This window comes from Pseudomonas sp. GW458-11-26-14-LB4 (assembly GCF_059423925.1).
The window spans coordinates 1-21,046 of sequence record NZ_JBWKYU010000033.1 but is presented as its reverse complement, the minus strand read 5'-3'; the positions used below and the strand labels follow the sequence as shown (position 1 = coordinate 21,046).

Here is a 21,046-nt window from a genome sequence, read left to right as displayed (position 1 = left end):
CACTCTTGCGATCCACAGGACTCCGTTCGACGTGAAAACCTCCACCGCCAAAAACAAAAAATCCCCTTGGTTACCGCTGGCGCTCGCACTGGCGGTCAACGCCCCCGTACCGATGGCCCTCGCCGCCGAAGCCATTCACATCCGCGCACAGCCGTTGGGTCAGGCCCTGAGTGAACTGGGCCAGCAAACCTCGTTGCAGGTGTTTTTCAGCCCGGACCTGGTCGCCGGCAAACAAGCGCCGGCCGTGGATGGCAATCTTTCTCCGGAGCAGGCCCTGCGCCAATTGCTGCAAGGCAGCGGTCTGGATTATCAGATCAATGAAGGTTCGGTGACCTTGTCCCCAGCCCCGACTTCCGCCGCCAACGGCCCGCTGGAACTAGGCGTGACCGACATCAAAGTGGTCGGAGACTGGCTCGGCGACGCCGACGCCGCCGTGGTGCAGAACCACCCCGGCGCGCGCACGGTGATCCGTCGCGAAGCGATGGTCGAGCAGGGCGCGATGAACGTCGGCGACGTGCTGCGCCGCGTGCCGGGCGTGCAGGTGCAGGAAGCCAACGGCACCGGCGGCAGCGATATTTCGCTGAACGTCGGCGTACGGGGTTTGACGTCGCGCCTGTCGCCACGCTCCACCGTATTGATTGATGGCGTGCCGGCCGCGTTCGCCCCGTACGGTCAGCCACAACTGTCGATGGCGCCGATTTCTTCCGGCAACCTCGACAGCATCGACGTGGTCCGTGGTGCCGGCTCCGTGCGTTACGGACCGCAGAACGTCGGCGGCGTGATCAACTTCGTGACCCGCGCGATCCCGGAAAAAACCACCGGTGAAATCGGCACCACCCTGGAAACCTCGCAGCACGGTGGCTGGAAACACATCGATACGGCGTTCCTCGGCGGCACCGCCGACAACGGCATCGGCATGGCGCTGTTGTACTCGGGCGTCAACGGCAACGGTTACCGCGAGCGCAACAATGGCAACAACATCGACGACGTGATCCTCAAGACCCACTGGGCACCGACCGATCAGGACGATTTCAGCCTCAACTTCCACTACTACGACGCCAGCGCCGACATGCCCGGCGGCCTGACGCAAAAGCAGTACGACGACAAACCGTTCCAGTCCGACCGCGACTACGACGGCTTCAGCGGCCGCCGCAAGGACGTGTCGTTCAAGTGGATCCGGCAGATCGACGAGCGCACCCAGGCAGAAGTGCTGACCTACTATTCCGACAGCTTTCGCGGCAGCACCATCGCCGCCCGCGATCAGAAAACCCTCAGCTCGTTCCCGCGCTCCTACTACACGTTGGGTATCGAGCCGCGTGTTTCGCGTGTGTTTGACGTCGGCCCGACCACCCAGGAAGTCAGCGTCGGTTACCGTTACTTGAAAGAGGCGATGCACGAGCAGTCGAGCCGCCTGGCGCTGGTCAACAACGAGCCGGTGGTCACCAAGACCTCCGACGGTCATGTGTTCCAGGACCGTACCGGCGGCACAGAGGCCAACTCGGTCTACATCGACAACAAGATCGACGTCGGCAACTGGACCGTGACCCCGGGCATTCGCTTCGAACACATCAGCACCGACTGGCATGATCGCGCTGTGCTCGACACCGCCGGCAAACCCGTCCCCGAGAAAAACCGCAGCATCGAAAGCAACGAGCCGTTGCCGGCCCTGAGCGTGATGTATCACCTGTCCGATGCGTGGAAACTGTTCGCCAACTACGAGACGTCGTTCGGCAGCCTGCAATATTTCCAGCTCGGCCAGGGCGGCTCGGGTGACCAGACCGCCAATGGCCTGGAACCGGAGAAAGCCAAGACTTACGAAATCGGCACGCGCTATAACGATGACGTGTGGGGCGGTGAAGTGACGCTGTTCTACATCGACTTCGATGATGAACTGCAATACATCAGCAACGACGTGGGCTGGACCAACCTCGGCGCGACCAAGCACCAGGGGATCGAAGCGTCGGTGCATTACGACATGGCGGCGCTCGATCCACGCCTCGACGGCCTGACCGCCAACGCCGGTTTCACTTACACCCGCGCGACCTACGAAGGCGAGATCCCCGGCTTCAAGGGCCGCGACCTGCCGTTCTACTCGCGTCAGGTGGCCACCGTCGGCCTGCGTTACGACATCAACCGCTGGACCTACAACATCGACGGTTTCGCCCAGTCCAAACAGCGCTCGCCGGGCACCGGCGTGAATGCTGACGGCAGCTTCAATGGCAATTACATCACCGAAGGCACGGCGGACGGGCAGTACGGCGACATTCCGGGCTACGTGACCTGGAACGTGCGCGGCGGCTATGACTTCGGTTCGCAGTTGTCGAACCTGAAGCTCGGCGCCGGGGTGAAAAACATCTTCGACAAGCAGTACTTCACCCGCTCCAGCGACAACAACTCGGGGATCTACGTGGGCACGCCGCGGACGTTCTTCGTGCAGGCCAGCGTCGGTTTCTGATCTGTACTGATCGTTCCCGCGTCTCGACGTGGGAACGATCCAGCTCAGACCTTCAGCGCTTTCCCGCCAATCGCCACCGCCACCAGCAACGTCGCCATCAGCCCGAAGGCGAAACTCAAACTGCTGGCATGGGCGACAAAGCCGATCACCGCCGGCCCTGCCAGAATCCCTGCATAACCCAGCGTGGTAATTGCCGGCACGGCGATGCTTTCCGGCATCACCGTCTGTTTGCCCACCGCCGTGTACAGCACCGGCACGATATTCGAACAGCCGGCACCGACCAGCGCATAGCCCAGCAGCGCGGCTTGCCAGCTCGGGGCGAACGTCGCCAGAAACAATCCCGCCGCTGCCAGTAGTCCGCCAAACAGAATGATCCGGGTTGCGCCCAGTGCGCGGACGATCCGGTCACCGGTCAAACGGCCGGCCGTCATGGTCAACGCGAACGCTGCGTAACCCAGCCCGGCATAGGCGGTGTCGATCCCGCGTTCCTGCGCCAGGAACACCGCGCTCCAGTCCAGCGCCGCGCCTTCGGTAAGGAACACGATGAAGCACATGCCGCCGATGAACAGCACGATTCCGTGGGGCACTGCGAACGCAGGGCCCGAGCTTTCACTGCCGTAAGGCAACATGTGCGGCACCGCCTTGAACAGCGCCGCAATCAGCACTACAACCACCACCAGCATCGCCGCCAGTGGCGACAGCCCGAGACCGAGCAGGGCGCTCACGCCCGCTGCACCGACGATCCCGCCGAGGCTGAACAGACCGTGAAACCCCGACATCATGTTCTTGCCGCTGGCCCGCTCGACGATCACCGCTTGCAGGTTCACCGTCGAATCCACCGTGCCCAGCCCGGCGCCGAACATGAACAACGTGGCGATCAGCGCCGGAATCGACGACATCGTCGCCAGCAACGGCAATGCCGCGCAGATCAGCAGCGTGCCGCCGGTAGCCACTTTTCTGCAGCCAAATCGCGTGGCCAGAATCCCCGCCAGCGGCATCGCCAGAATCGAACCGACGCCCAGGCACAGCAACAGCAACCCCAACGTGCCTTCATCGAGCCCGGCCCGCGCCTTGGCGTACGGCACCAACGGTGCCCACGCGGCGATGCCGAGCCCGGCAATGAAAAAAGCTATACGCGTGGACATCTGTTGCAGACGTCCGGGTGCGAGGGGTGGCGGGGTGTTGATGGCAGTCATGAAACGTCCTTGGTCTTGCGGTCAATGGCGTGATGCAGGGCAACATCGTTGCACATCAGTCCATGGGCCGCGACCTTGAGTTCCCGATTCGGCTGATCGGTGACGGCGTTTCACTGCTCACGGATGCTTTGCGTCAACTTCAAAAAGCGCGGTACGACCGCCTCGGGCGGTGGCACCCGATCTTTCAGTCCGTCGGTGCCTTTCTGAAAAGTGAACATCTGCGCTGCGATCAGCGGGCTCGCGAGACCGCCGACATGGGCGATGGCGAACCAGGCGCGATCCTGTTCGGTGGTTTCCGGGCGCGGATCCAGACGCCAGCCTTCGAGGGTGGTCATGCGATCGCCGATGTAGAACTTCTCCGTGATCTTCGACTTTTTCCAGATTTCGGCGTCGTAACCGGGGCGGTAGTCGGTGTCGTAGGTGCCGTCGGTGGGTTTGGCGTGGTTGCCGAGTGAGGCGTTGATCAGGCTCATGATGACGTTGGGCGTGCTGGTGAAGCGCAGGCTGTTCTTGACGTTGAACCCGGTTTTTCCGTCGTCATGGATAAAGCCGTAAGGCATACAGACGCCGGGGCCTTCGGGCACTTGATAGAGGTCGCGGGCTTCGAAGCGCGCGGCAAGGTCCTTGATCCGTTGTGCGGAGTTTTCGGCGGGTTTGTTCATGTTGAAGTAGAACACCCGGTTGTTGCGCCAGAGCAGGAATTCGTAGGGCGTTTCCTTGCTGCCCAGAACGTGGGAATCGGGGATGCCCAGGTCGTGTTCATAGGTTTTGGTCTGTCGTATCTGGTCTTCCAGTTTGGTGATTTCGTTTTCCTGGTTTTTGATGATGTCGGCGCTGTATTTCATTCGCTTGATCGTTTCCAGCAGACGCTCGTTGGTTTTGAGGTCGTCCTGAAGGATTTTTTTATAGGCTTCGGTTTCGTGAATGATTGCGTTCCGTTCTCGATCAAAGTTTTCGCGTGTAGTGACATCGCTGACTCTGATCGTCATTTCGTCATAGTTGTAGCTGACGTAGTCCCCAACAGCGTGAACGTTCTTCGAAAAAACATGGCCTCCGGCTGATGCAATCTTGCTGCGTTCAACCGCGAAGGTTGCCCATTCAAATGGTTCTGGTGACTCGAATCTGGTGCGTCCCAGGCATTCTTGCAAGGCAGGTTCCGCAAGTGCTGACTGACTGCCCAGCAGCAGAACTGCGAAGGAAAAGAAGATTCGGTTCATGAACTGTGCTTACTTCGATGGGGCTTCATGTTCACGACCCGACTCTCACTGCTCGCGAATGCTTTGCGTCAACTTCAAAAAACGCGGTACTACCGCCTCGGGCGGTGGCACCAGATCTTTCAGGCCGTCGGTGCCTTTCTGGAAAGTGAACATCTGCGCTGCGATCATCGGGCTCGCGAGACCACCGACATGGGCGATGGCGAACCAGGCGCGATCCTGCTCCGTAGTTTCCGGGCGAGGGTCCAGACGCCAGCCTTCGAGGGTGGTCATGCGATCACCAATGTAGAACTTCTCCATGATCTTCGACTTTTTCCAGATTTCGGCGTCGTAACCGGGGCGGTAGTCGGTGTCGTAGGTGCCGTCGGTGGGTTTGGCATGGTTGCCGAGTGAGGCATTGATCAGGCTCATGATGACGTTGGGCGTGCTGGTGAAGCGCAGGCTGTTCTTGACGTTGAAACCGGTTTTGCCGTCGTCATGGATAAATCCGTAGGGCATACAGACGCCGGGGCCTTCGGGCACTTGATAGAGGTCGCGGGCTTCGAAGCGCGCGGCAAGGTCCTTGATCCGTTGTGCGGAGTTTTCGGCGGGTTTGTTCATGTTGAAGTAGAACACCCGGTTGTTGCGCCAGAGCAGGAATTCGTAGGGCGTTTCCTTGCTGCCCAAGACGTGAGAGTCAGGGATTCCCAGGTCGTGTTCGTATTTTTTGGTTTTTTTAATCCGCTCTTCCAGCTGAGTGATTCGGTTCTCCTGGGTTTTGATGATGTCGTCTGAGTACTTCATCTCCTTGATAGATGCCAACAGGTACTCGTTGGTCTTGAGATCGTCCTGCAGAGTTTTTTTATAGTGCTCGGTTTCGTAAACGATGGCGTTGCGTTCTCTGTCAAAACTTTCCCGTGTCGTGACGTCGCTGATTCTGATGGTCATTTCGTCATAGTCATAACTGACGTAGTCACCTACTGCATGAACACTTTTAGAAAATACATGGCCTCCTGCTCCTTTCATGTTGCTGCGTTCAATAGCAAACGTTGCCCATTCGAATGCTTCTGGCGACTCGAATCTGGTGCGTCCCAGGCATTCTTGCAAGGCAGGTTCAGCAAAGACTGATTGAGCTCCCAGCAGCAGGCAGGCGAAGGTAATGATAATCCGTGTCATGAACTGTGCTCATTTCGATGTGACGCTTCGCTCAAACTTGCGATGTGTACGTCAGTTTTTTTGTCTTGGTTGTGAGCAATGATTGTCAGGTTCAACCCTGATTCATTGTTCTCGCCCTTTGTCCAACAGATGGGTAAAGCGGTAATAAAACCTCTAACTCCAATGGGAGCAGGATACGTTTTCACACCAGCTAGAGTTTTGCTTTCCCAGAAGCCTTGCTCATGTGGCAATGGATCCGATATTTGGCCGCCTAGTTTCAAATGCAACGTTGAGCGATAAGTCCAGGTTGGCCAGATTGGGGAAGGAAATCCATCTTGATACTGCTGAGCAGTTGAGGATTCGATTACTTGTGATTGATTGAAGTTTCGCGGAATGAAGTTAAAGGAGTATTCATATGCCTTGGAGTTGCTGGCGGCTTGAGCCTGAATGGCTCTCCAGGTCTTTTCAGCAGCAGGCTGATCGAGAACTTCGTCCGAAACAGTGAAGTGAGCTACGGGGCCATCTTTCTTCGCCTGACTCATCCCGAAGTGCTTCTTCCACAAATCCTTGCGCAATTTATTGATTGTCTTCCCTACCTTCTGGTTGTGTTTGCCGTCCAGCTTGGCGTCAGTCGATTCGCTATCGCGCACAATGACTGCCAGCTCAGAGTCACGTGTCCCGCATTGACTGCGGTCATTGATGTTGGCGCTGCCGAGAATCGCTACACGATCATCCGCGATCAACAACTTGCTGTGCACGTAGATCTGTTCAGTGACCACGCGATCGCCAAGCGTATCCCAAGTGCGCAGGTTGAGCAGGGTCAAATATTTTGACCAGTCCTGTTGGGCGTAGACGGGCTTTTTGTTGGTATCCACCCGCTCAATAATCTTCCCGGCCTCTTCCTTGCTCGCCCCGCGATCCATCATGTCCTTCATCGCCATGTGCCGTTGAATGCGTTTGACCAGACTCTGCTCGCCAAACACCAGACTTTGCATGGTCAGGTGAACCTGGTGCATGAGGTTCAGCACGTTCAGCGCACCTTCCGGATGCACCGGCAAAATCAGGTACACGTGAAAAGGACGGTTTTCGGCAATCGCCCGACCGATGCGGTCGGCCAGCGCCTTGCCAATCGTGTTGGTGAGCTTCTGTTCTTTCCCCAGTTTCTGCGTCAGCCAGCCCTGTGCGTTGGTCTGCCAGATCGTCAGAAAACTTTTGAGAAAGGTGCGGGCCTCTTCGCCGGGCTCCTTGCTGATGGCGTTGACTTCTTTCCAGTCGATCTGGGTGAAGTCCTGGTCTTCCATCGCTTCACGCAGTTTGATCCGGGCGACGAAATTCTCGTTCAAGGTGGACGGGTCGCGCAGGCTGGCCATCGGGCCGGACAGCGGCCGGCCTTCCGCCAGCTCGCCCTCGTCACCGAAGTCGGTCTGGAAGAACTGGTTCTCGATGTAGATGAAGTGCTGGGCACTGGAAATGGTCTGCAGCATGGCGCGCAGGCAGTTGTCCTGGACCCCGCCCACGTTGAAACCCTCGGGCAGCGGCAGGTTGACCCTGGCCATGTCTCGACCCTTGGCTTCCTGAGTGGTCATCGCGGCTGAAGCGCTGCGCAGCACTTGCACGCTGACTCCGCCTTGCGCTGTCTGCGGTGGCGTCGGCAGGGTCGGGGCCTGATCGATCCAGACCGGTTTGGGCATGGGCAGCTTCAGGTTGATCTGATTGTTGAGATCCAGGTGATGGGGCAGGCCGGCGTCCCTGACCAGCGTGTTGACCCACTCCATCAGGGCGACGATGACGGTGGTTTTTTCCAGGCTCTTGATCTCGGCGATGTAAGCCTGTTGGCCGTTCCAGCGGTCGATGAAGTTGCGCGACAGGTCGTACACCGACGGCCCTTCGATGCGGCTATGAACGTCCTGCCACGGCATGCGCGGCTGATCCTTGTCCAGCCGGCTGTAATCTGCCGAAGCCAGCGGCTGCGGTTGGTGTTTGAGATATTCAAAGGGCTCCCGGTGATTGGCCACGCGGTCTTGCAGCAACGCGTAAAAGTGCCCGAGCAATGAAGTTGTCAATTGGCCGATGTTGTTCAGCCAACCCATTTTCTCTGCGGGCATCGCGTCGTAACCCTTGTCGCAGAACATCGCGACAAGGCGGCCGAGATCGGTCGAGTTCGTCCAGTTGTTGATCAGCTCGTAACTCTTCAGACGCACGGAAGCCTGCAAATTGCCGGCGCTGGTTTCGACTTCGCGAATCCACACTTGAGCCTGGCCTTTGAGCGGTTCGGCCAGCGGCAGGCGCGTCCAGTTGTGTTTGATCAGCGCGGTGATATTGCGGATGGCCGCGTCGGTCAGATATTCCCTGGGCCTGGCCAAAGGATCGATGGAGGACACGGACTCCTTCAGACTTTTGCCAGCCTTCATTGCCCGGTCCAGAACGGGCAGTGGGGGACTTGCGAAGAAGTTCTGAATCGCCGCGATGGCGTTGATCACGCTGGCGCGACGGGGCAACGCCAGTTTGATGTTGGTGTTTTCTGTGCCGATGGTCGTTTCGGCCAGCGGTTTGGACAGGTCGAACAGCGTGCCCAGCAGCAGGCCCGCTCGACTGACGTGCTTGTTCATGTCCATCCAGCCCAGGTGCGGAATCCCCGGGTTATACGCATCGTTACCCTGACGGTCGACGGCGCTGAGGCTGAAGTTGTTGTCATCTCGACGACCGTAGGCCAGGTCGATACCGCCGACATAGCCGATCTTGTTGTCGATCACCACGCACTTTTGGTGATGGGAAAATGTCGAGCCCAGACCCTTCATGTCGCTTTGCTGGATGGCCGGGGTGCAGAAGGCACGCGGCACCTTCAGTCCGGCGTTGAGCTGGAAAACCGCCAGCATGGTTTCGAAGTCATGAGTGCCGACACTTGCCGCCGGGCTCAGCCACGGCATGACAAAGACTTTCAGTGTCGGGTGCGCCTGGAGGGAGTTGTACAAGCACTCCCACAAGGTCTGCTTGCCGTCCAGGGTCACATCGTAGTTGACCTGCCAGCCAGTGATGAAAATCGAGGTTTCGGCCTTGGCGATTTTCTTGGCCAGATCCTTGTAGTAATCCTCGCCAGTGGTGAAAAAACGTACCTGGTTGCCACTGCGCTTCGGCGCGAAGGCGGACTTGTCCTGTATGAAAAAGTCCGGCGCGTTGACGGCGGGCAGCGCTTTGCCGGCGGCCGTGTTGATCTGGCTGACTTCCTTGTGGCGAACGCCGTTGTAGGGGGTAGCGGAATCCGTCATGGTCATTCGTCCGTGCTGTGCAGGCGGCTGTACAAGTCGCCGTCGGTGAGCAAGTCCTGCTTGCTGCGTTCGTTGCTGGCGGTGTTGATGGTGCGGTGGTGGGTGCTGTCATGAAAGTCGAGGGCAGCGAGAGCGAAGCGCTCCTTGTCCGCATCCGCCGGTTCGTCATGCAGGGCCACGGGCACGCGTTGCCCCGGATAGCACAGCCACAACGGGCCGGCTTCGGCATAAGCTTTGGAGAGTTTCAGGCGTTGCGGTTCGTCGATATTGACGCGTCCGTTCTCGTCGGTCTGACCTTCGAGCAACGGTTGATCCACGCCGTCCTGGACGATCTGCCAGAGGGTGTGGGCCAGCGGGAAACCTTCATCGCCGGGCACATCGGTCAGGGTAATGTCGAAGAAGTATTCCCGTGACTCGGGCTTGGTCGGCAATACGCCCGGTTGCGCGGGCGCCATGAGATTGCCGGCCTTGGCCGACGGCGCAGGGATCGGCAGCAGCGGCATCAGGATCGCAATCCCGGAACCTGTTCCCGCCGAGCCCCCGGCGTTGATCTTCACCACCGGCCCGACCACCGTGATGCCGCCGCCATCGAGTTTGATGAAGCTGCCACCCGCCTGGAGGGTCAGTTCGCTGCCGGCCTCGATGACCATTTTGTCCCCGGCCTTGAGGTGGATTTCCTTGCCTGCACTGGTCAACTGAGCGGTGCCGAGTTTTATGTGCTGGTCCTGGTTAACGGTCAGGTGATCGCTGGCTTTCACTTCCACTTTGCGATCGGAAATCGTGGTGCGGTGTTCTTCAGCCTTCAGCTCGGCGTAGCTGTTCTTCACCACCGTGTCGTGACGTTCATTCCCGACCCGAATCTTCTGGTCGTGTTCGACGTTTTCATCCCAGTCGCGCTGGGCGTGGATGAAGATTTGTTCGGCGCCTTTTTTGTCTTCGATGCGCAGTTCGTTGTAGCCACCGCCGCCCGGGGAGCTGAGGGTTTTGAAGACGCTGCGGGTTTTGTTCGCCGGCAGGGCGTACGGCACCGGGTTTTCCTTGTGGTACAGGCAGCCGGTCACCAGGGGTTGGTCGGGGTCGCCTTCGAGGAAGGTGACGAGGACTTCCATGCCGATGCGCGGGATGGAGATGGCACCGTAGCGGTCGCCGGCCCAGGAGCTGGAGACGCGCAGCCAGCAGCTGGTTTTGTCGTCGGCCAGGCCTTCGCGGTCCCAGTGGAATTGCACCTTGATGCGGCCGTACTGGTCGCAGTGGATTTCTTCGCCTTTGGGACCGGTGACCATGGCGGTCTGGCTGCCGAGCACGCGCGGTTTCGGGTGCTCCAGCGCGGGGCGGTAGAACACGTCCCACGGGGTGGCGAGGAAGGTGTTGCGGTAGCCCTGGTGGAAGTCGTCCTTGTTGTCGGTGGTGTCGCTGGTCACCGATTCTTCGAGGACTTGCGGCTGTTTGCCTTCGTGGAAGATTTCGGTGAGCAGCCACAGGTCGTTCCACTCGCTGCGCGGGTGATCGGACATTTCCATGAAGTGGCCGCTTACGAGTTTGGTCTGATCGCCGCGACCTTCGGCCTGACGGTAATCGGCGCGGTGGCGTTCGAGGGCGCGCTGGCTGAGGAACTTGCCGCGCGCGCGGTCGATGAAGCGGCCCGGGTAGTCGTAGTCTTCCAGATCCGGTTCGGCGCTCTCGCCATCCGGCTTACTCTCTGGTTTAAAAGCCGCTTCCATTTGCAGGCGCGGTTTTTCGAAGTCGTAGTCGCGGCGGGTGGTGCGGCTGGTGCGGGTTTCCAGGCGCAGCTTGAAGCCTTTGATCACCGGTTCTTCGGCGACCATGCCGCTGCCCTGCACATACGCCGTCGGCTGGCCGAGATTCGGGAACACGGTCTGGTCATCGCCGAACACCAGCAGATGACCTTTCTGGCTGTGCTGGAAGTGGTAGTGAATGCCTTCTTCTTCGCACAGGCGCTGGACGAAATGCAGGTCGGTTTCGTCGTACTGCACGCAGTAGTCGCGATCCGGGCACGGCTGGCTGAGCTGGAAGCTGTAGGCGTTGCCCTTGATGCCGTGCTCGTCGAGGATCAGCGCGATGATTTTCGGCGCCGACATCTGCTGGTAGATGCGCTGGTTGGTGCGGTGATGCAGGTATTGCAGCTGCGGCACCAGCGAGACTTTGTAGCGGGTCAGGCGCTTGCCGGCATCACCTTGGGCGACGCGGTAGATCTGGCCGTGGATACCGGAGCCTTGTGGATCGAGGGCGAGGAACGCCTGTTTGTGCAGGAGTTTTTCCAGGTCCAGATCCGGGTTTTCGCTGACCAGTTCCAGGTCGAAACGAAACGGCTGGCTGATGCCTTCGGTGCCGGTGAACGACAGGACTTGCAGGTCGCCCACGTAGTCTTCAACGGTCAGGCTGAAGTGCGTTTCGTTGGCTGGACTGAACATTTGACGCTCCTTGAGGTGAAACTGAATCTCCTGAAAGTTCTAACCTCGGCGAAAGCCTGATCCAGAACCGAGTCGGATCATAAAGGCTTAAAGTTGCGCAAAAAGTTGCGCACATGCCCTGAAAGCCGCGGTTCATAAGGCCTGTTCGAAGTTGCTACGAGATGTTTCTTGGCAAAGTGATATCACTTTGGCTGATATTTCCACGTGATTGTCGATACCGTCAGGCGATACAGTGGAGCGCAGACAGCAACCTGAACGCAGGAAACGAGATGGCAACGTTTTACGATGCGCGCGGCAATATCTACGGCGTGGTTTCACCCCTACAGGTACGTGAGGCGGGCATCGACCTGCCGGCCAACGCACAAGAGGCGGCGTCATCCAGAGCCATCTGGAGCGAGCAGACCATCGCGACATTCTGCCAATGGCCTGATTCAATCCGGCCCGCCGGAGCCAGGCATCATCGCAGCGATGGCTTGCTGATCGGCCCTTTTCAGTCCTTGGCACCCTTTGATCTGCTGATCGTCAACACCGACGGCACGCTGGCTGAACGCAGCGGCAACGGTCTGACGATTTTTTCTCAGGCACTGCTTGAGCAGGGGCTGATGCCAGAGCAGGGCGCATCGTTGCAGGTGCATCACGACAAACAGGATGCGCAGTCGCCCGTGCCGATCTCGGTCAAGCCGGCTGAGGTCGCGGGCGTGCAGGGCTTCTGGCTGGATCTCGGGCAACCCGGATTCGGCCCGGCAGCCGTCAGTGCGCTCGGCGTTGAACCGGTGCCGTTCAATGGTGTGGAAATCAGCCGTGTTCGACCGTTGGCGCAACTCGATCCCGGCTGGGCACACAGTCAGTTCGTGAGAATCGGCAATCCGCACTGCGTGACGCTGCTGGAGGACGAGGCGGCATTGCCGAGCAACGAACAGATGCTTGAGTCGCCGCTGGCGGACAGTCTGACCGCCATCGCCTTCGCCGTGCCCACCGGCGCCGGCCAGCCGTGCCCGGCCGGGGTAAACCTGCAATGGGCGATACGTGCTGGCGATCAACGCATTGTGGCGCGGGTATTCGAACGGGGCGAAGGCCCGACCGCCTCATCCGGCACCAGCGCCAGTGCAGTGGCAAGCGCGGCGTGGCGGGTGGGCTGGGTGTCTGCGGGAGAAGTGCAGGTGGTGATGCCCGGCGGAACCGCGCCGATCCTGCTGGAGGAGCGCGACGGAGAACTGCTGCGAGTGCGCCTGTTCGGCACGGCGCACACGACAGAAAAGTGAAGTCCCTTTCATGATCGTCCCCCCGGGAACGATGGATCCCTTGGGCTTTACTGTGAGCCGGTTCGAGGCGGTTGTCGCCTGTCAGATCTGACAGGCTGGCTCTTTCGATTCGCGATAAAACCGGCGCGAGCAATAACCGCCACTCAACCCTCCACGAACTCCACCACCGGCATCTGCCGCTTCATCAGCACCTCGCCATTGCGGATCGAGTACAGCGGCAGGCCCTGGCTGCGGATCACTTCGTAGTCGCTGTCCGCCGACAGGATCAGCAGGTTGGCCGGGCGGCCCTGTTCCAGACCGTAGCGTTCGCCAAGGTGCATGGCCTTGGCGCTGTTGTCGGTGACCAGATCCAGCGCGCTCTGCAGGTTGCGATAACCGAGCATGTGGCAGATGTGCAGGCCGGCTTCGAGTACCCGCAGGATGTTGCCGTTGCCCAGCGGATACCACGGATCGACGATCGAATCCTGACCGAAACAGACGTTCATCCCGGCTTCGAGCAGCTCGTTGACGCGGGTCACGCCCCGGCGTTTCGGGAAGTTGTCGAAGCGCCCTTGCAGGTGAATGCTTTCGGTCGGGCAGGAGACAAAACTGATCCCCGAATGCCCGAGCAGGCGGAACAGTTTGGCGCAGTAGGCGTTGTCGTAGGAGCCCATCGCCGTGGTGTGGCTGGCGGTCACGAGGGCGCCCATGTCGCGGCTGCGGGCCTCTTCGGCCAGCACTTCGAGGAAGCGCGAATGCGGATCGTCGGTTTCGTCGCAGTGCACATCCACCAGACAACCGGTGCGCTCGGCCAGGTCCATCAGGAATTTCACCGAGCTGACACCTTGGTCGCGGGTGTACTCGAAATGCGGGATCCCGCCGACCACGTCAGCGCCCATACGGATCGCTTCTTCCATCAGCTCGCGCCCATTGCGGAACGATTCGATGCCTTCCTGGGGGAACGCGACGATCTGCAGGTCGATCAGGTGACGGCTTTCCTCGCGCACTTCGAGCATCGCCTTGAGCGCGGTGAGTTGCGGGTCGGTGACGTCGACGTGGGTGCGCACGTGCTGAATGCCGTGGGCGGCGAGGGTCTGAATGGTTTTCTTCGCCCGGGTCTTGGTGTCTTCCTGGGTGATGGTGACCTTGCGCTCGCCCCAGCACTCGATGCCTTCGAACAGCGTACCGCTCATGTTCCAGCGCGGCTCGCCGGCGGTCAGGGTGGCGTCGAGGTGAATGTGCGGCTCGACGAAGGGCGGCACCACCAGGTTGCCGCCGGCGTCGAGGTCGTCGGGGCCCAGGGTCGGCGCTTCGGTCTGGCGCGCGATGCTGCGGATCAGGCCGTCTTCGAGGTGCAATTCGTGCAGACCTTCCTGGTTGCGCAGTCGGGCGTTGATGATGTGCATCGGGCGAATCCTTTTATAGATCTTGTAGAGGGGCGGCCGCGTTGCGGGCGCCGAGCAGGCCGGTCACTGCGATATACGTTAACGCGGCAACGGCGATGCCGACCAGCGGCGCGACCCACGGCGAGCCGAACGCCGCGACGGTACCGGCCGCGTAAGCCGCGAGCCCCGGCCAGTTGAACGCCGGTAACCGTGCGTCGGCCAGACGCGGATAACGCCCGCGCCAGCGGTAGAAAAAGTCCGCCATGATCACGCCGCCAATCGGCGGGATCACCGTGCCGAGCAGGATCAGATAAGGCACCAGCATGTCGTACATGCCCAGCAACGCGAGCGCGGTGCCGATCACGGCGCCGGCCAGGGTCACGGTCTTGCGGCGACCGGTGCGCAGCAGGTTGCAGCCGGCGACGGCGAAGTTGTAGATGGTGTTGTCCTGGGTACTCCAGATGTTCAGCAACAGCATCGCCATCGCCGCCATGGCGAAGCCCTGCAACAGCAGCACTTCGACCACGTCGGGCTGTTGATAGACGATCGCACCATAGGCACCGATCAGCACCATCAGGCCGTTGCCGATGAAAAAACCGATCAGACTGGCCAGCACCGCGACCCGTGCCGAACGGGAAAAACGCGTCCAGTTGGTGGCCTGGGTCGCGCCGCTGACGAAGGTACCGAATACCAGCGTGATGGCGGTCGACCAGTCCAGCGAACCGCTGGGCACGACGCTGAGCAAACCGTCGAGGCCGCCGACTTTCACGGTCGCGACCCACATCGACAGCATCAGCAGCAACATCATCGCCGGCACCGCGATGTACGACAGAATCTCCAGCCCGCGATAACCGACATACGCCGTGGCGCAGAACACCAGGCCGAACAGCACCATCAGCCCCAGCACCGTGGCTTCGTTCAAATCGAAATACTTGCCGAGCACCACCGCCGCCGTCGCGGTGCCCCAGGCGTACCAGCCGATCTGGGTGAACCCGAGGATCAGGTCGCTGAGCTTGCTGCCGACTTCGCCAAAACAGAAGCGCCCCATCAGCACCGAATTCAGCCCGCTTTTGAAGGCGATGTAACCCAGGCCTGCGGCGTACACGCCGAGCAGCAGGTTGCCGATGATGATGACGGCGAGCATTTCGCCGAAGTTGAACGCCACGCCGAGCTTGCCGCCGGCAAACATGGTTGCGGTGAAGAAGGTGAAGCCCAGCAGCACCATCGCCGTGGAGGCCAGGCCTTTGCGCGCGTGCATCGGCACTTCACTGAGGGGGTAATCGTTGCCGGGATCGTTTTGCGTCATGGGGCGTTCCTTGCTGGAAAGGGGAGGACGCGAAGTGGTTGCAGCGGTCGTGCCAAACGCAATGTTGCGGGTATTTATAGACGAGGTACGGATGATCGGCGCGAAAGCAGTGCATCGGGCGCCGCACCGAACCATGTGGGAGCAGCTGTTCCCACAGGGTCACGGGATTGGATCAGAGGAACCGCAGCAGCGCGGCGACTATGGCTTCAGGCGCATCTTCCTGCACCAGATGCCCGGCATTCGGGACCGGATGAAACTGCGATCCCGGAATCATCTTGTGCAACTCACGCCCGCGTTCGATGGGGATCCACTGATCCTCTTCGCCCCAGAGAATCTGCACCGGGCAACGGATCGTCGGGTAAAGCGGCTGCGCCTCCAGCGTGTAGCGCTGATCCATCTGCGCGATCTGCCGGTAGAACGCCGCTTGCCCCGGATCGCCCAGCCACGGCTGGACGTAGGGCGCCAGTTCATCGTCGGGAATATCCCGCTGGATCGCCCCGCGAATATAGGTCGGCACAATGGCGCGCTGGATGTAATCCGGCAGGCCGCCGAACGCCGCTTCATGCTGGCGCACGTGCTGCACGAACGGCGAACCCCAGGGTGTCAGCGCGACTGGGTCGATCAGGGTCAGGCTGCGGTAATCCTTGCCGTTGAGCAGGTGCGCGCGCAGCACGGTGGCGCCGCCGAAGTCGTGGGCGACCACGTCCGGGCGTTGCAGATTCCAGTGATCGAGCAACTGCGCAAGCAATTCGTTCTGCACGCCGAGGGAGACATCGGCGTCCGGTTGCTCGGATTGGCCGTAGCCCAGCAGATCGAAGTAATGCACCCGATGCGTGGCGAAAAAGTGCGGCGCGATGCGGTGCCACACGTAAGACGAGAAGGGCGTGCCGTGCACGAACACCAGCGGCGGGCCGTCGCCGCGCACCCCGTGGCGAATCTGTCGCCCGTTGAAATCAAAGATCTGATCCAGCAGCCAGTCCCTCATGGGCCTGTCCTCTTGGCGGGTTCGAGCCAAAAAGCATAGGCGTAAAAAAACCACCGGTCTCGGTGGTTTTTTTGTGTCGCGGGAATTACTCGCCGCGATAGATGCAACCGCTGGTGCAGGTCTCGTGGATGCGGATCGCACTGAGTTCCGGCAGCAGGGGCTTCAATTCATTCCAGATGAATTTGGCCAGCACTTCGCTGGTCGGGTTCTCGAGGCCCGGAATGTCGTTGAGGTAGTTGTGGTCCAGACGCTCGTACAACGGCTTGAAAATCGCTTTGATCTCGGAGAAATCACGGATCCAGCCGGTGTGCGGATCGAGGTCGCCGCTCAGGTGAATCGCCACTTTGAACGAGTGACCGTGCAGGCGTCCGCACTTGTGGCCGTCCGGTACGTGGGGCAGGCGGTGGGCGGATTCGAACGTAAATTCCTTGAAGATTTCCACAGTGATTTCAGCTCTGTTCAGATGGCGTTCGCCGCAGCGAATTCGGGCAGGCGGCGAGTTTATCAGCTTGTTCCCGGCTGTGCTGACTAAAGGGTCAGCAAGCGCTCGGCGAGGCGACCATTGGCAGTCAGTTCAAGGAACTCATCACCCAATCGGCGACTTTCGTCCATCGCCGCGCGCCAGTATTTCTGCCGGCTCGGCGCATCGCCCATGAAGCGTTTGAAGTCGTTACGGTCGGGGAGTTTGCCGTAGGGCAGGCGCGCCAGGTATTCCTTCGATGGCGCCAGCAACAGCACGTCCTGCAAACGCTCGACCGAAGCTTTGCGCCACGGCAGGGTCTTGTCGAACCAGCCCGGAATCACCCGGTCGGTGAAGTGCGGATACAGCACGATGCCGTCGCCGCTGTAGGGCAGGTCGAGGTGATAGTCCAGCAGACCGCCGTCGCGGAACGTGCCGGCACCGGCGCCCGGCAGGTCGCGCACGCCTTCCATGACCATCGGGATCGAACCGGACGCCAGCAGCGCCTGACGCAGGTTGCCGGCATCGAGGGCGACGAAACGTGACGGGAAGTCATTCAGCGCATGCACCGGCGGCGCCTGGCGCGGGTCGTGGATGATCAGCCGTTCGAAGTGCCGCGACAGCCGCGCACGACCCCGCAGGTTGTCGGCGATCACCGAGCCCAGCGCCAGCCCGAGCCGGCCGCGATGGTCGTCCGCCAGCCCGCCGTGGCTTTTGACCACCATGATGTTCAAGCGGTAATGGGCGTTGGTCAGAAGGCTGGTGTCGCGGCCGTCGAGCAGGTCATCGAGCATTCGCTGCGAACTGCGGCTGACGTCGCCGATGGTCACGCCTTTGTTGAAGTTCTGCTCGGTGTACAGATGACCGAGGCGGCGGATGCCTTCGGCGGCGTCCGGCAGACAAGCGCTGGCGAAGCGCCAGGAACCCACCGACGCACCGATCAGCGAACGCTCGCGCGGCGCCGCCGGCAGCCACTCGCCGAACAACGCCAGATCCAGCCCTTGAATCCCCAGCGCCTTTGGCCCGCCGGCAGCACCGGGCAGGGTGCCGACGTCGGCGGCGCTCAGGCCTTGGGCACGAATACGCGCCATGGCCCTGGGGCCGGCCTTGAGGGTGAGGGCAGGGAACTTGATGTGAATGGCGGTCATACCGGTCTCGATCGTTAGCAAGCGAAAGATTATAAGCACATGTTGCCGTGGCTGCAGGAGCAGGCCCAATGATGGCCATTCAGTTTCAGTTAAGTTCGCACCGTTAAGGTGCCGACCGTAGCGACACATAAAAATACGGAGACACCATGAAAACCCTGACTGCCCTGACCCTCGCCTCGATCATCGGCCTCGCCGCCAGCACCGTTCACGCCCGCGATCTCGGCCCGGATGAAGCCCTGCGCCTGCGCGACGCTGGTACTATCGTCTCCTTCGAGAAGCTCAACGCCACCGCGCTGGCCAAACACCCGGGTTCGACGATCACCGACACCGAGCTGGAAGAACAGTACGGCAAGTACATCTACCAGATCGAACTGCGTGATCCGCAGGGGCTGGAATGGGATCTGGAACTGGATGCGGTGAGCGGGCAAGTGCTCAAGGATCATCAGGATACGTAATGAAGGTTAATGTTCGCGCCACCCGCCGTACGGCATTGGCGCTGGTGATGTTTTGCTCGACGGCGATGGCCCGCGACCTGGGGCCCGACGAAGCCCTCAATCTGCGCAAGCAGGGCGTGATCCTGCCGCTGGAGCAAGTGCTGCAGCAGGCGATGGATCGTTATCCCGGCGCGAAACTGCTGGAAGTCGAGCTGGAAGAAAAACACGACGTCTACATTTATGAAGTCGAGTTGCTGACCGTCGAAGGTGTGGCCCGCGAGCTGCACCTGAAGGCCGACACCGGTGAACTCGTGAAAGACAAGGAAGATTGACCGATGCGCTTGCTTCTGGTGGAAGACCACGTACCGCTGGCTGACGAACTGCTCGCCGGCCTGCAACGTCAGGGCTACGCGGTGGACTGGCTGGCGGACGGGCGCGATGCGGTCTATCAGGGCAGCAGCGAGCCCTACGACCTGATCGTCCTCGACCTCGGTCTGCCCGGCGTGCCGGGGCTTGAGGTGCTGGCGCAATGGCGCGCCGGCGGTCTGACGATTCCGGTGCTGATCCTTACCGCCCGTGATTCCTGGGCCGAGCGCATCGAAGGCCTGAAGGCCGGTGCCGACGATTACCTGACCAAACCTTTCCACCCGGAAGAACTGTATTTGCGCATCCAGTCGCTGCTGCGCCGTTCCAAGGGCCAGGCCAACCAGCCGACGCTCAAGGCCGCCGGTCTGCACCTGGACGAGGGCCGTCAGTGTGTCGTGCGCGACGGTGCCGACATTCAGCTGACCGCCGCCGAATTCCGTCTGTTGCGCTACTTCATGCTGCACCCGGAGCAGATCCTCTCCAAGAGCCACCTCGCTGAACACCTCTATGACGGCGAGACCGAGCGCGATTCCAACGTGCTTGAAGTTCACGTCAATCACCTGCGGCGCAAGCTCGGCAAAAGTGTGATCGAAACCCGCCGCGGTCAGGGTTATCTGTTTGGCGGACAGGCTTCGTGAGATCGATCCAGCGCCGCTTGAGCCTGGGGTTGATCAGTGTGCTGGTGGTCGTCGGCGTGCTGCTGGCGCAAACCAGTCTGTGGTTGTTCGAAGTCGGATTGCAGCGCTATCTCGAAGCCGGCTTGCGTAACGACAGCGAGAGCCTGCTGGTGGCGCTGGTTCGCGGCCCGCAAGGCTTGCAGCTGGATGAGCGGCACTTGTCGCCGGCCTACCAGCGACCGTTTTCCGGGCATTACTTCCGCATCGATTTCGCCGACAGCCATTGGCGCTCCCGCTCGTTGTGGGATCAGGATCTGCCGCTGCTCGAACGCTCCGGCCTGCACAGCAACCTGCAACTGGGGCCGGACGGCCAGCAATTGCTGGTGCTGCGTTCGGACTATCGACGGCTCGGCCAGTCGATTTCCATCAGCGTGGCCCAGGATTACACGCCGGTGCGCGAGAGCTTCCAGCGCATGCGCCAGATCGGTCTCGGCCTCGGGCTGGCCGGGTTGCTGCTGATTCTGTTGCTGCAACGCCTGACCGTGCGCCGCGCGTTGCGTCCGCTGGAAAAGGCTCGTGAACAGATCGCCCAGTTGCAGCAGGGCCAGCGTTCACAACTCGATGAACAAGTACCGGCGGAACTGGAGCCGCTGGTGGCGCAGATCAACCATTTGCTGGCGCACACCGAAGACAGCCTCAAGCGCTCGCGCAATGCCCTGGGCAATCTCGGGCACGCGCTGAAAACCCCGTTGGCGGTGCTGCTCAGTCTGGCGTCGAGTGAAAGGCTCGACGCGCATCCGGAACTGCGCAAGATTCTCAAGGAACAACTGGAGCAGGTTCAGCAACGGCTGAACCGCGAGCTCAACCGTGCGCGGCTCTCTGGCGATGCGTTGCCGGGAGCGCTGTTCGATTGCGACGCCGAGCTACCGGGGCTGCTGTCGACGTTGAATATGATCCATGGCGAGCACCTGGAGCTGAGTTATGTGGCCCCGCGGGGCCTGCAATTGCCGTGGGATCGTGAGGATCTGCTGGAACTGCTCGGCAACCTGCTGGACAACGCCTGCAAGTGGGCGGATGCCGAGGTGCGGCTGAGCGTGGTCGAGACGGCTGAAGGTTTTGTGCTGAGCGTGGAGGATGACGGGCCGGGGATTCCCGAGGCGCAGCGGGCTCAGGTGTTCAGCCGTGGGACGCGGCTGGATGAGCAGACCCATGGGCATGGGTTGGGGCTGGGGATTGTGCGGGATATTGTCGAGACGTGGGGTGGGGTTTTGGTGTTGGGCGAAAGCGAGTGGGGTGGGTTGAAGGTGGAGATTCAGTTGCCTCGGCGGTAGCCTTCAAGAGCCCCCCTCACCCTAACCCTCTCCCGGAGGGAGAGGGGACTGACCGAGTTGGTTTTCCGAGCTACAC

Annotated in this window: 16 protein-coding genes; 6 read left to right on the top strand and 10 right to left on the bottom strand. The window is 60.8% G+C overall.

The genetic code is table 11. The annotated features are described in order from the left end of the window. Positions 1-31 precede the first annotated feature (31 nt). Positions 32-2,455, top strand: coding sequence for a TonB-dependent siderophore receptor (locus tag AC07XZ_RS28490; RefSeq protein WP_102688589.1), 2,424 nt, complete (start codon positions 32-34; stop codon positions 2,453-2,455). A gap of 44 nt (positions 2,456-2,499) precedes the next feature. Here AC07XZ_RS28490 and AC07XZ_RS28485 read toward each other — a convergent pair whose 3' ends face one another. From AC07XZ_RS28485 to AC07XZ_RS28465, 5 genes are all read right to left on the bottom strand, one after another. After that, a complete protein-coding gene (locus tag AC07XZ_RS28485; protein ID WP_102688590.1) occupies positions 2,500-3,651 on the bottom strand; it encodes an MFS transporter in 1,152 nt (383 codons plus the stop codon). A gap of 110 nt (positions 3,652-3,761) precedes the next feature. After that, positions 3,762-4,640: a hypothetical protein gene (locus AC07XZ_RS28480; RefSeq protein ID WP_256590595.1), complete on the bottom strand. Its 879-nt coding sequence runs from the start codon at positions 4,638-4,640 to the stop codon at positions 3,762-3,764. 273 nt (positions 4,641-4,913) lie between these two features. Further along, the gene (locus AC07XZ_RS28475) at positions 4,914-6,020 is read right to left on the bottom strand and encodes a hypothetical protein (protein WP_102688592.1); all 1,107 of its coding nucleotides are present in this window, start codon (positions 6,018-6,020) and stop codon (positions 4,914-4,916) included. After that, positions 6,017-9,265 (bottom strand): phospholipase D-like domain-containing protein, encoded by a 3,249-nt coding sequence (locus AC07XZ_RS28470; protein ID WP_305887956.1) that lies wholly within the window; start codon positions 9,263-9,265, stop codon positions 6,017-6,019. The genes AC07XZ_RS28475 and AC07XZ_RS28470 overlap by 4 nt, the downstream gene beginning before the upstream one ends. 2 nt (positions 9,266-9,267) lie before the next feature. Then, complete coding sequence (locus AC07XZ_RS28465; RefSeq protein ID WP_102719565.1) at positions 9,268-11,697, bottom strand: type VI secretion system Vgr family protein; 2,430 nt, start codon at positions 11,695-11,697, stop codon at positions 9,268-9,270. A 269-nt stretch (positions 11,698-11,966) separates the two neighbouring features. Between AC07XZ_RS28465 and AC07XZ_RS28460 the strand changes: the two genes are divergently transcribed. After that, positions 11,967-12,959: a diaminopimelate epimerase gene (locus AC07XZ_RS28460; RefSeq protein WP_102688662.1), complete on the top strand. Its 993-nt coding sequence runs from the start codon at positions 11,967-11,969 to the stop codon at positions 12,957-12,959. A 143-nt stretch (positions 12,960-13,102) separates the two neighbouring features. On the opposite strand, the gene codA is transcribed toward AC07XZ_RS28460, so the two are convergent. The 5 genes from codA to AC07XZ_RS28435 all read right to left on the bottom strand — a co-directional run bounded on the left by codA (position 13,103) and on the right by AC07XZ_RS28435 (position 18,222). Beyond that, positions 13,103-14,344: a cytosine deaminase gene (gene codA, locus AC07XZ_RS28455; protein ID WP_102688663.1), complete on the bottom strand. Its 1,242-nt coding sequence runs from the start codon at positions 14,342-14,344 to the stop codon at positions 13,103-13,105. 13 nt (positions 14,345-14,357) lie between these two features. Next, on the bottom strand, positions 14,358-15,629 hold the full coding sequence (gene codB, locus AC07XZ_RS28450) for a cytosine permease (protein WP_102688664.1): 1,272 nt from the start codon (positions 15,627-15,629) through the stop codon (positions 14,358-14,360). 172 nt (positions 15,630-15,801) lie between these two features. Next, positions 15,802-16,614, bottom strand: coding sequence for an alpha/beta fold hydrolase (locus tag AC07XZ_RS28445; RefSeq protein WP_102688665.1), 813 nt, complete (start codon positions 16,612-16,614; stop codon positions 15,802-15,804). Positions 16,615-16,699: 85 nt separating this feature from the next. Then, entirely contained in the window at positions 16,700-17,056 is a 357-nt protein-coding gene (gene queD / locus AC07XZ_RS28440; RefSeq protein WP_007955941.1) for a 6-carboxytetrahydropterin synthase QueD, read from the bottom strand. A gap of 86 nt (positions 17,057-17,142) precedes the next feature. Next, positions 17,143-18,222 carry a hypothetical protein gene (locus AC07XZ_RS28435; RefSeq protein ID WP_102688666.1) on the bottom strand — a complete coding sequence of 360 codons (1,080 nt, stop codon included), beginning with the start codon at positions 18,220-18,222 and terminating at the stop codon, positions 17,143-17,145. Positions 18,223-18,368: 146 nt separating this feature from the next. Here AC07XZ_RS28435 and AC07XZ_RS28430 point away from each other — a divergent pair, with 146 nt between their 5' ends. Genes AC07XZ_RS28430 through AC07XZ_RS28415 form a run of 4 tightly spaced genes read left to right on the top strand, consistent with a single transcriptional unit; the run spans position 18,369 to position 20,970 of the window. Further along, positions 18,369-18,677: a PepSY domain-containing protein gene (locus tag AC07XZ_RS28430; RefSeq protein ID WP_011335107.1), complete on the top strand. Its 309-nt coding sequence runs from the start codon at positions 18,369-18,371 to the stop codon at positions 18,675-18,677. Continuing rightward, a complete protein-coding gene (locus tag AC07XZ_RS28425) occupies positions 18,677-18,988 on the top strand; it encodes a PepSY domain-containing protein (protein WP_039770259.1) in 312 nt (103 codons plus the stop codon). The genes AC07XZ_RS28430 and AC07XZ_RS28425 overlap by 1 nt, the downstream gene beginning before the upstream one ends. Before the next feature lie 3 nt (positions 18,989-18,991). Further along, positions 18,992-19,660, top strand: coding sequence for a response regulator transcription factor (locus AC07XZ_RS28420; RefSeq protein WP_011335105.1), 669 nt, complete (start codon positions 18,992-18,994; stop codon positions 19,658-19,660). Then, positions 19,657-20,970 carry a sensor histidine kinase gene (locus AC07XZ_RS28415; protein ID WP_085745870.1) on the top strand — a complete coding sequence of 438 codons (1,314 nt, stop codon included), beginning with the start codon at positions 19,657-19,659 and terminating at the stop codon, positions 20,968-20,970. The genes AC07XZ_RS28420 and AC07XZ_RS28415 overlap by 4 nt, the downstream gene beginning before the upstream one ends. Positions 20,971-21,046: the final 76 nt, after the last annotated feature.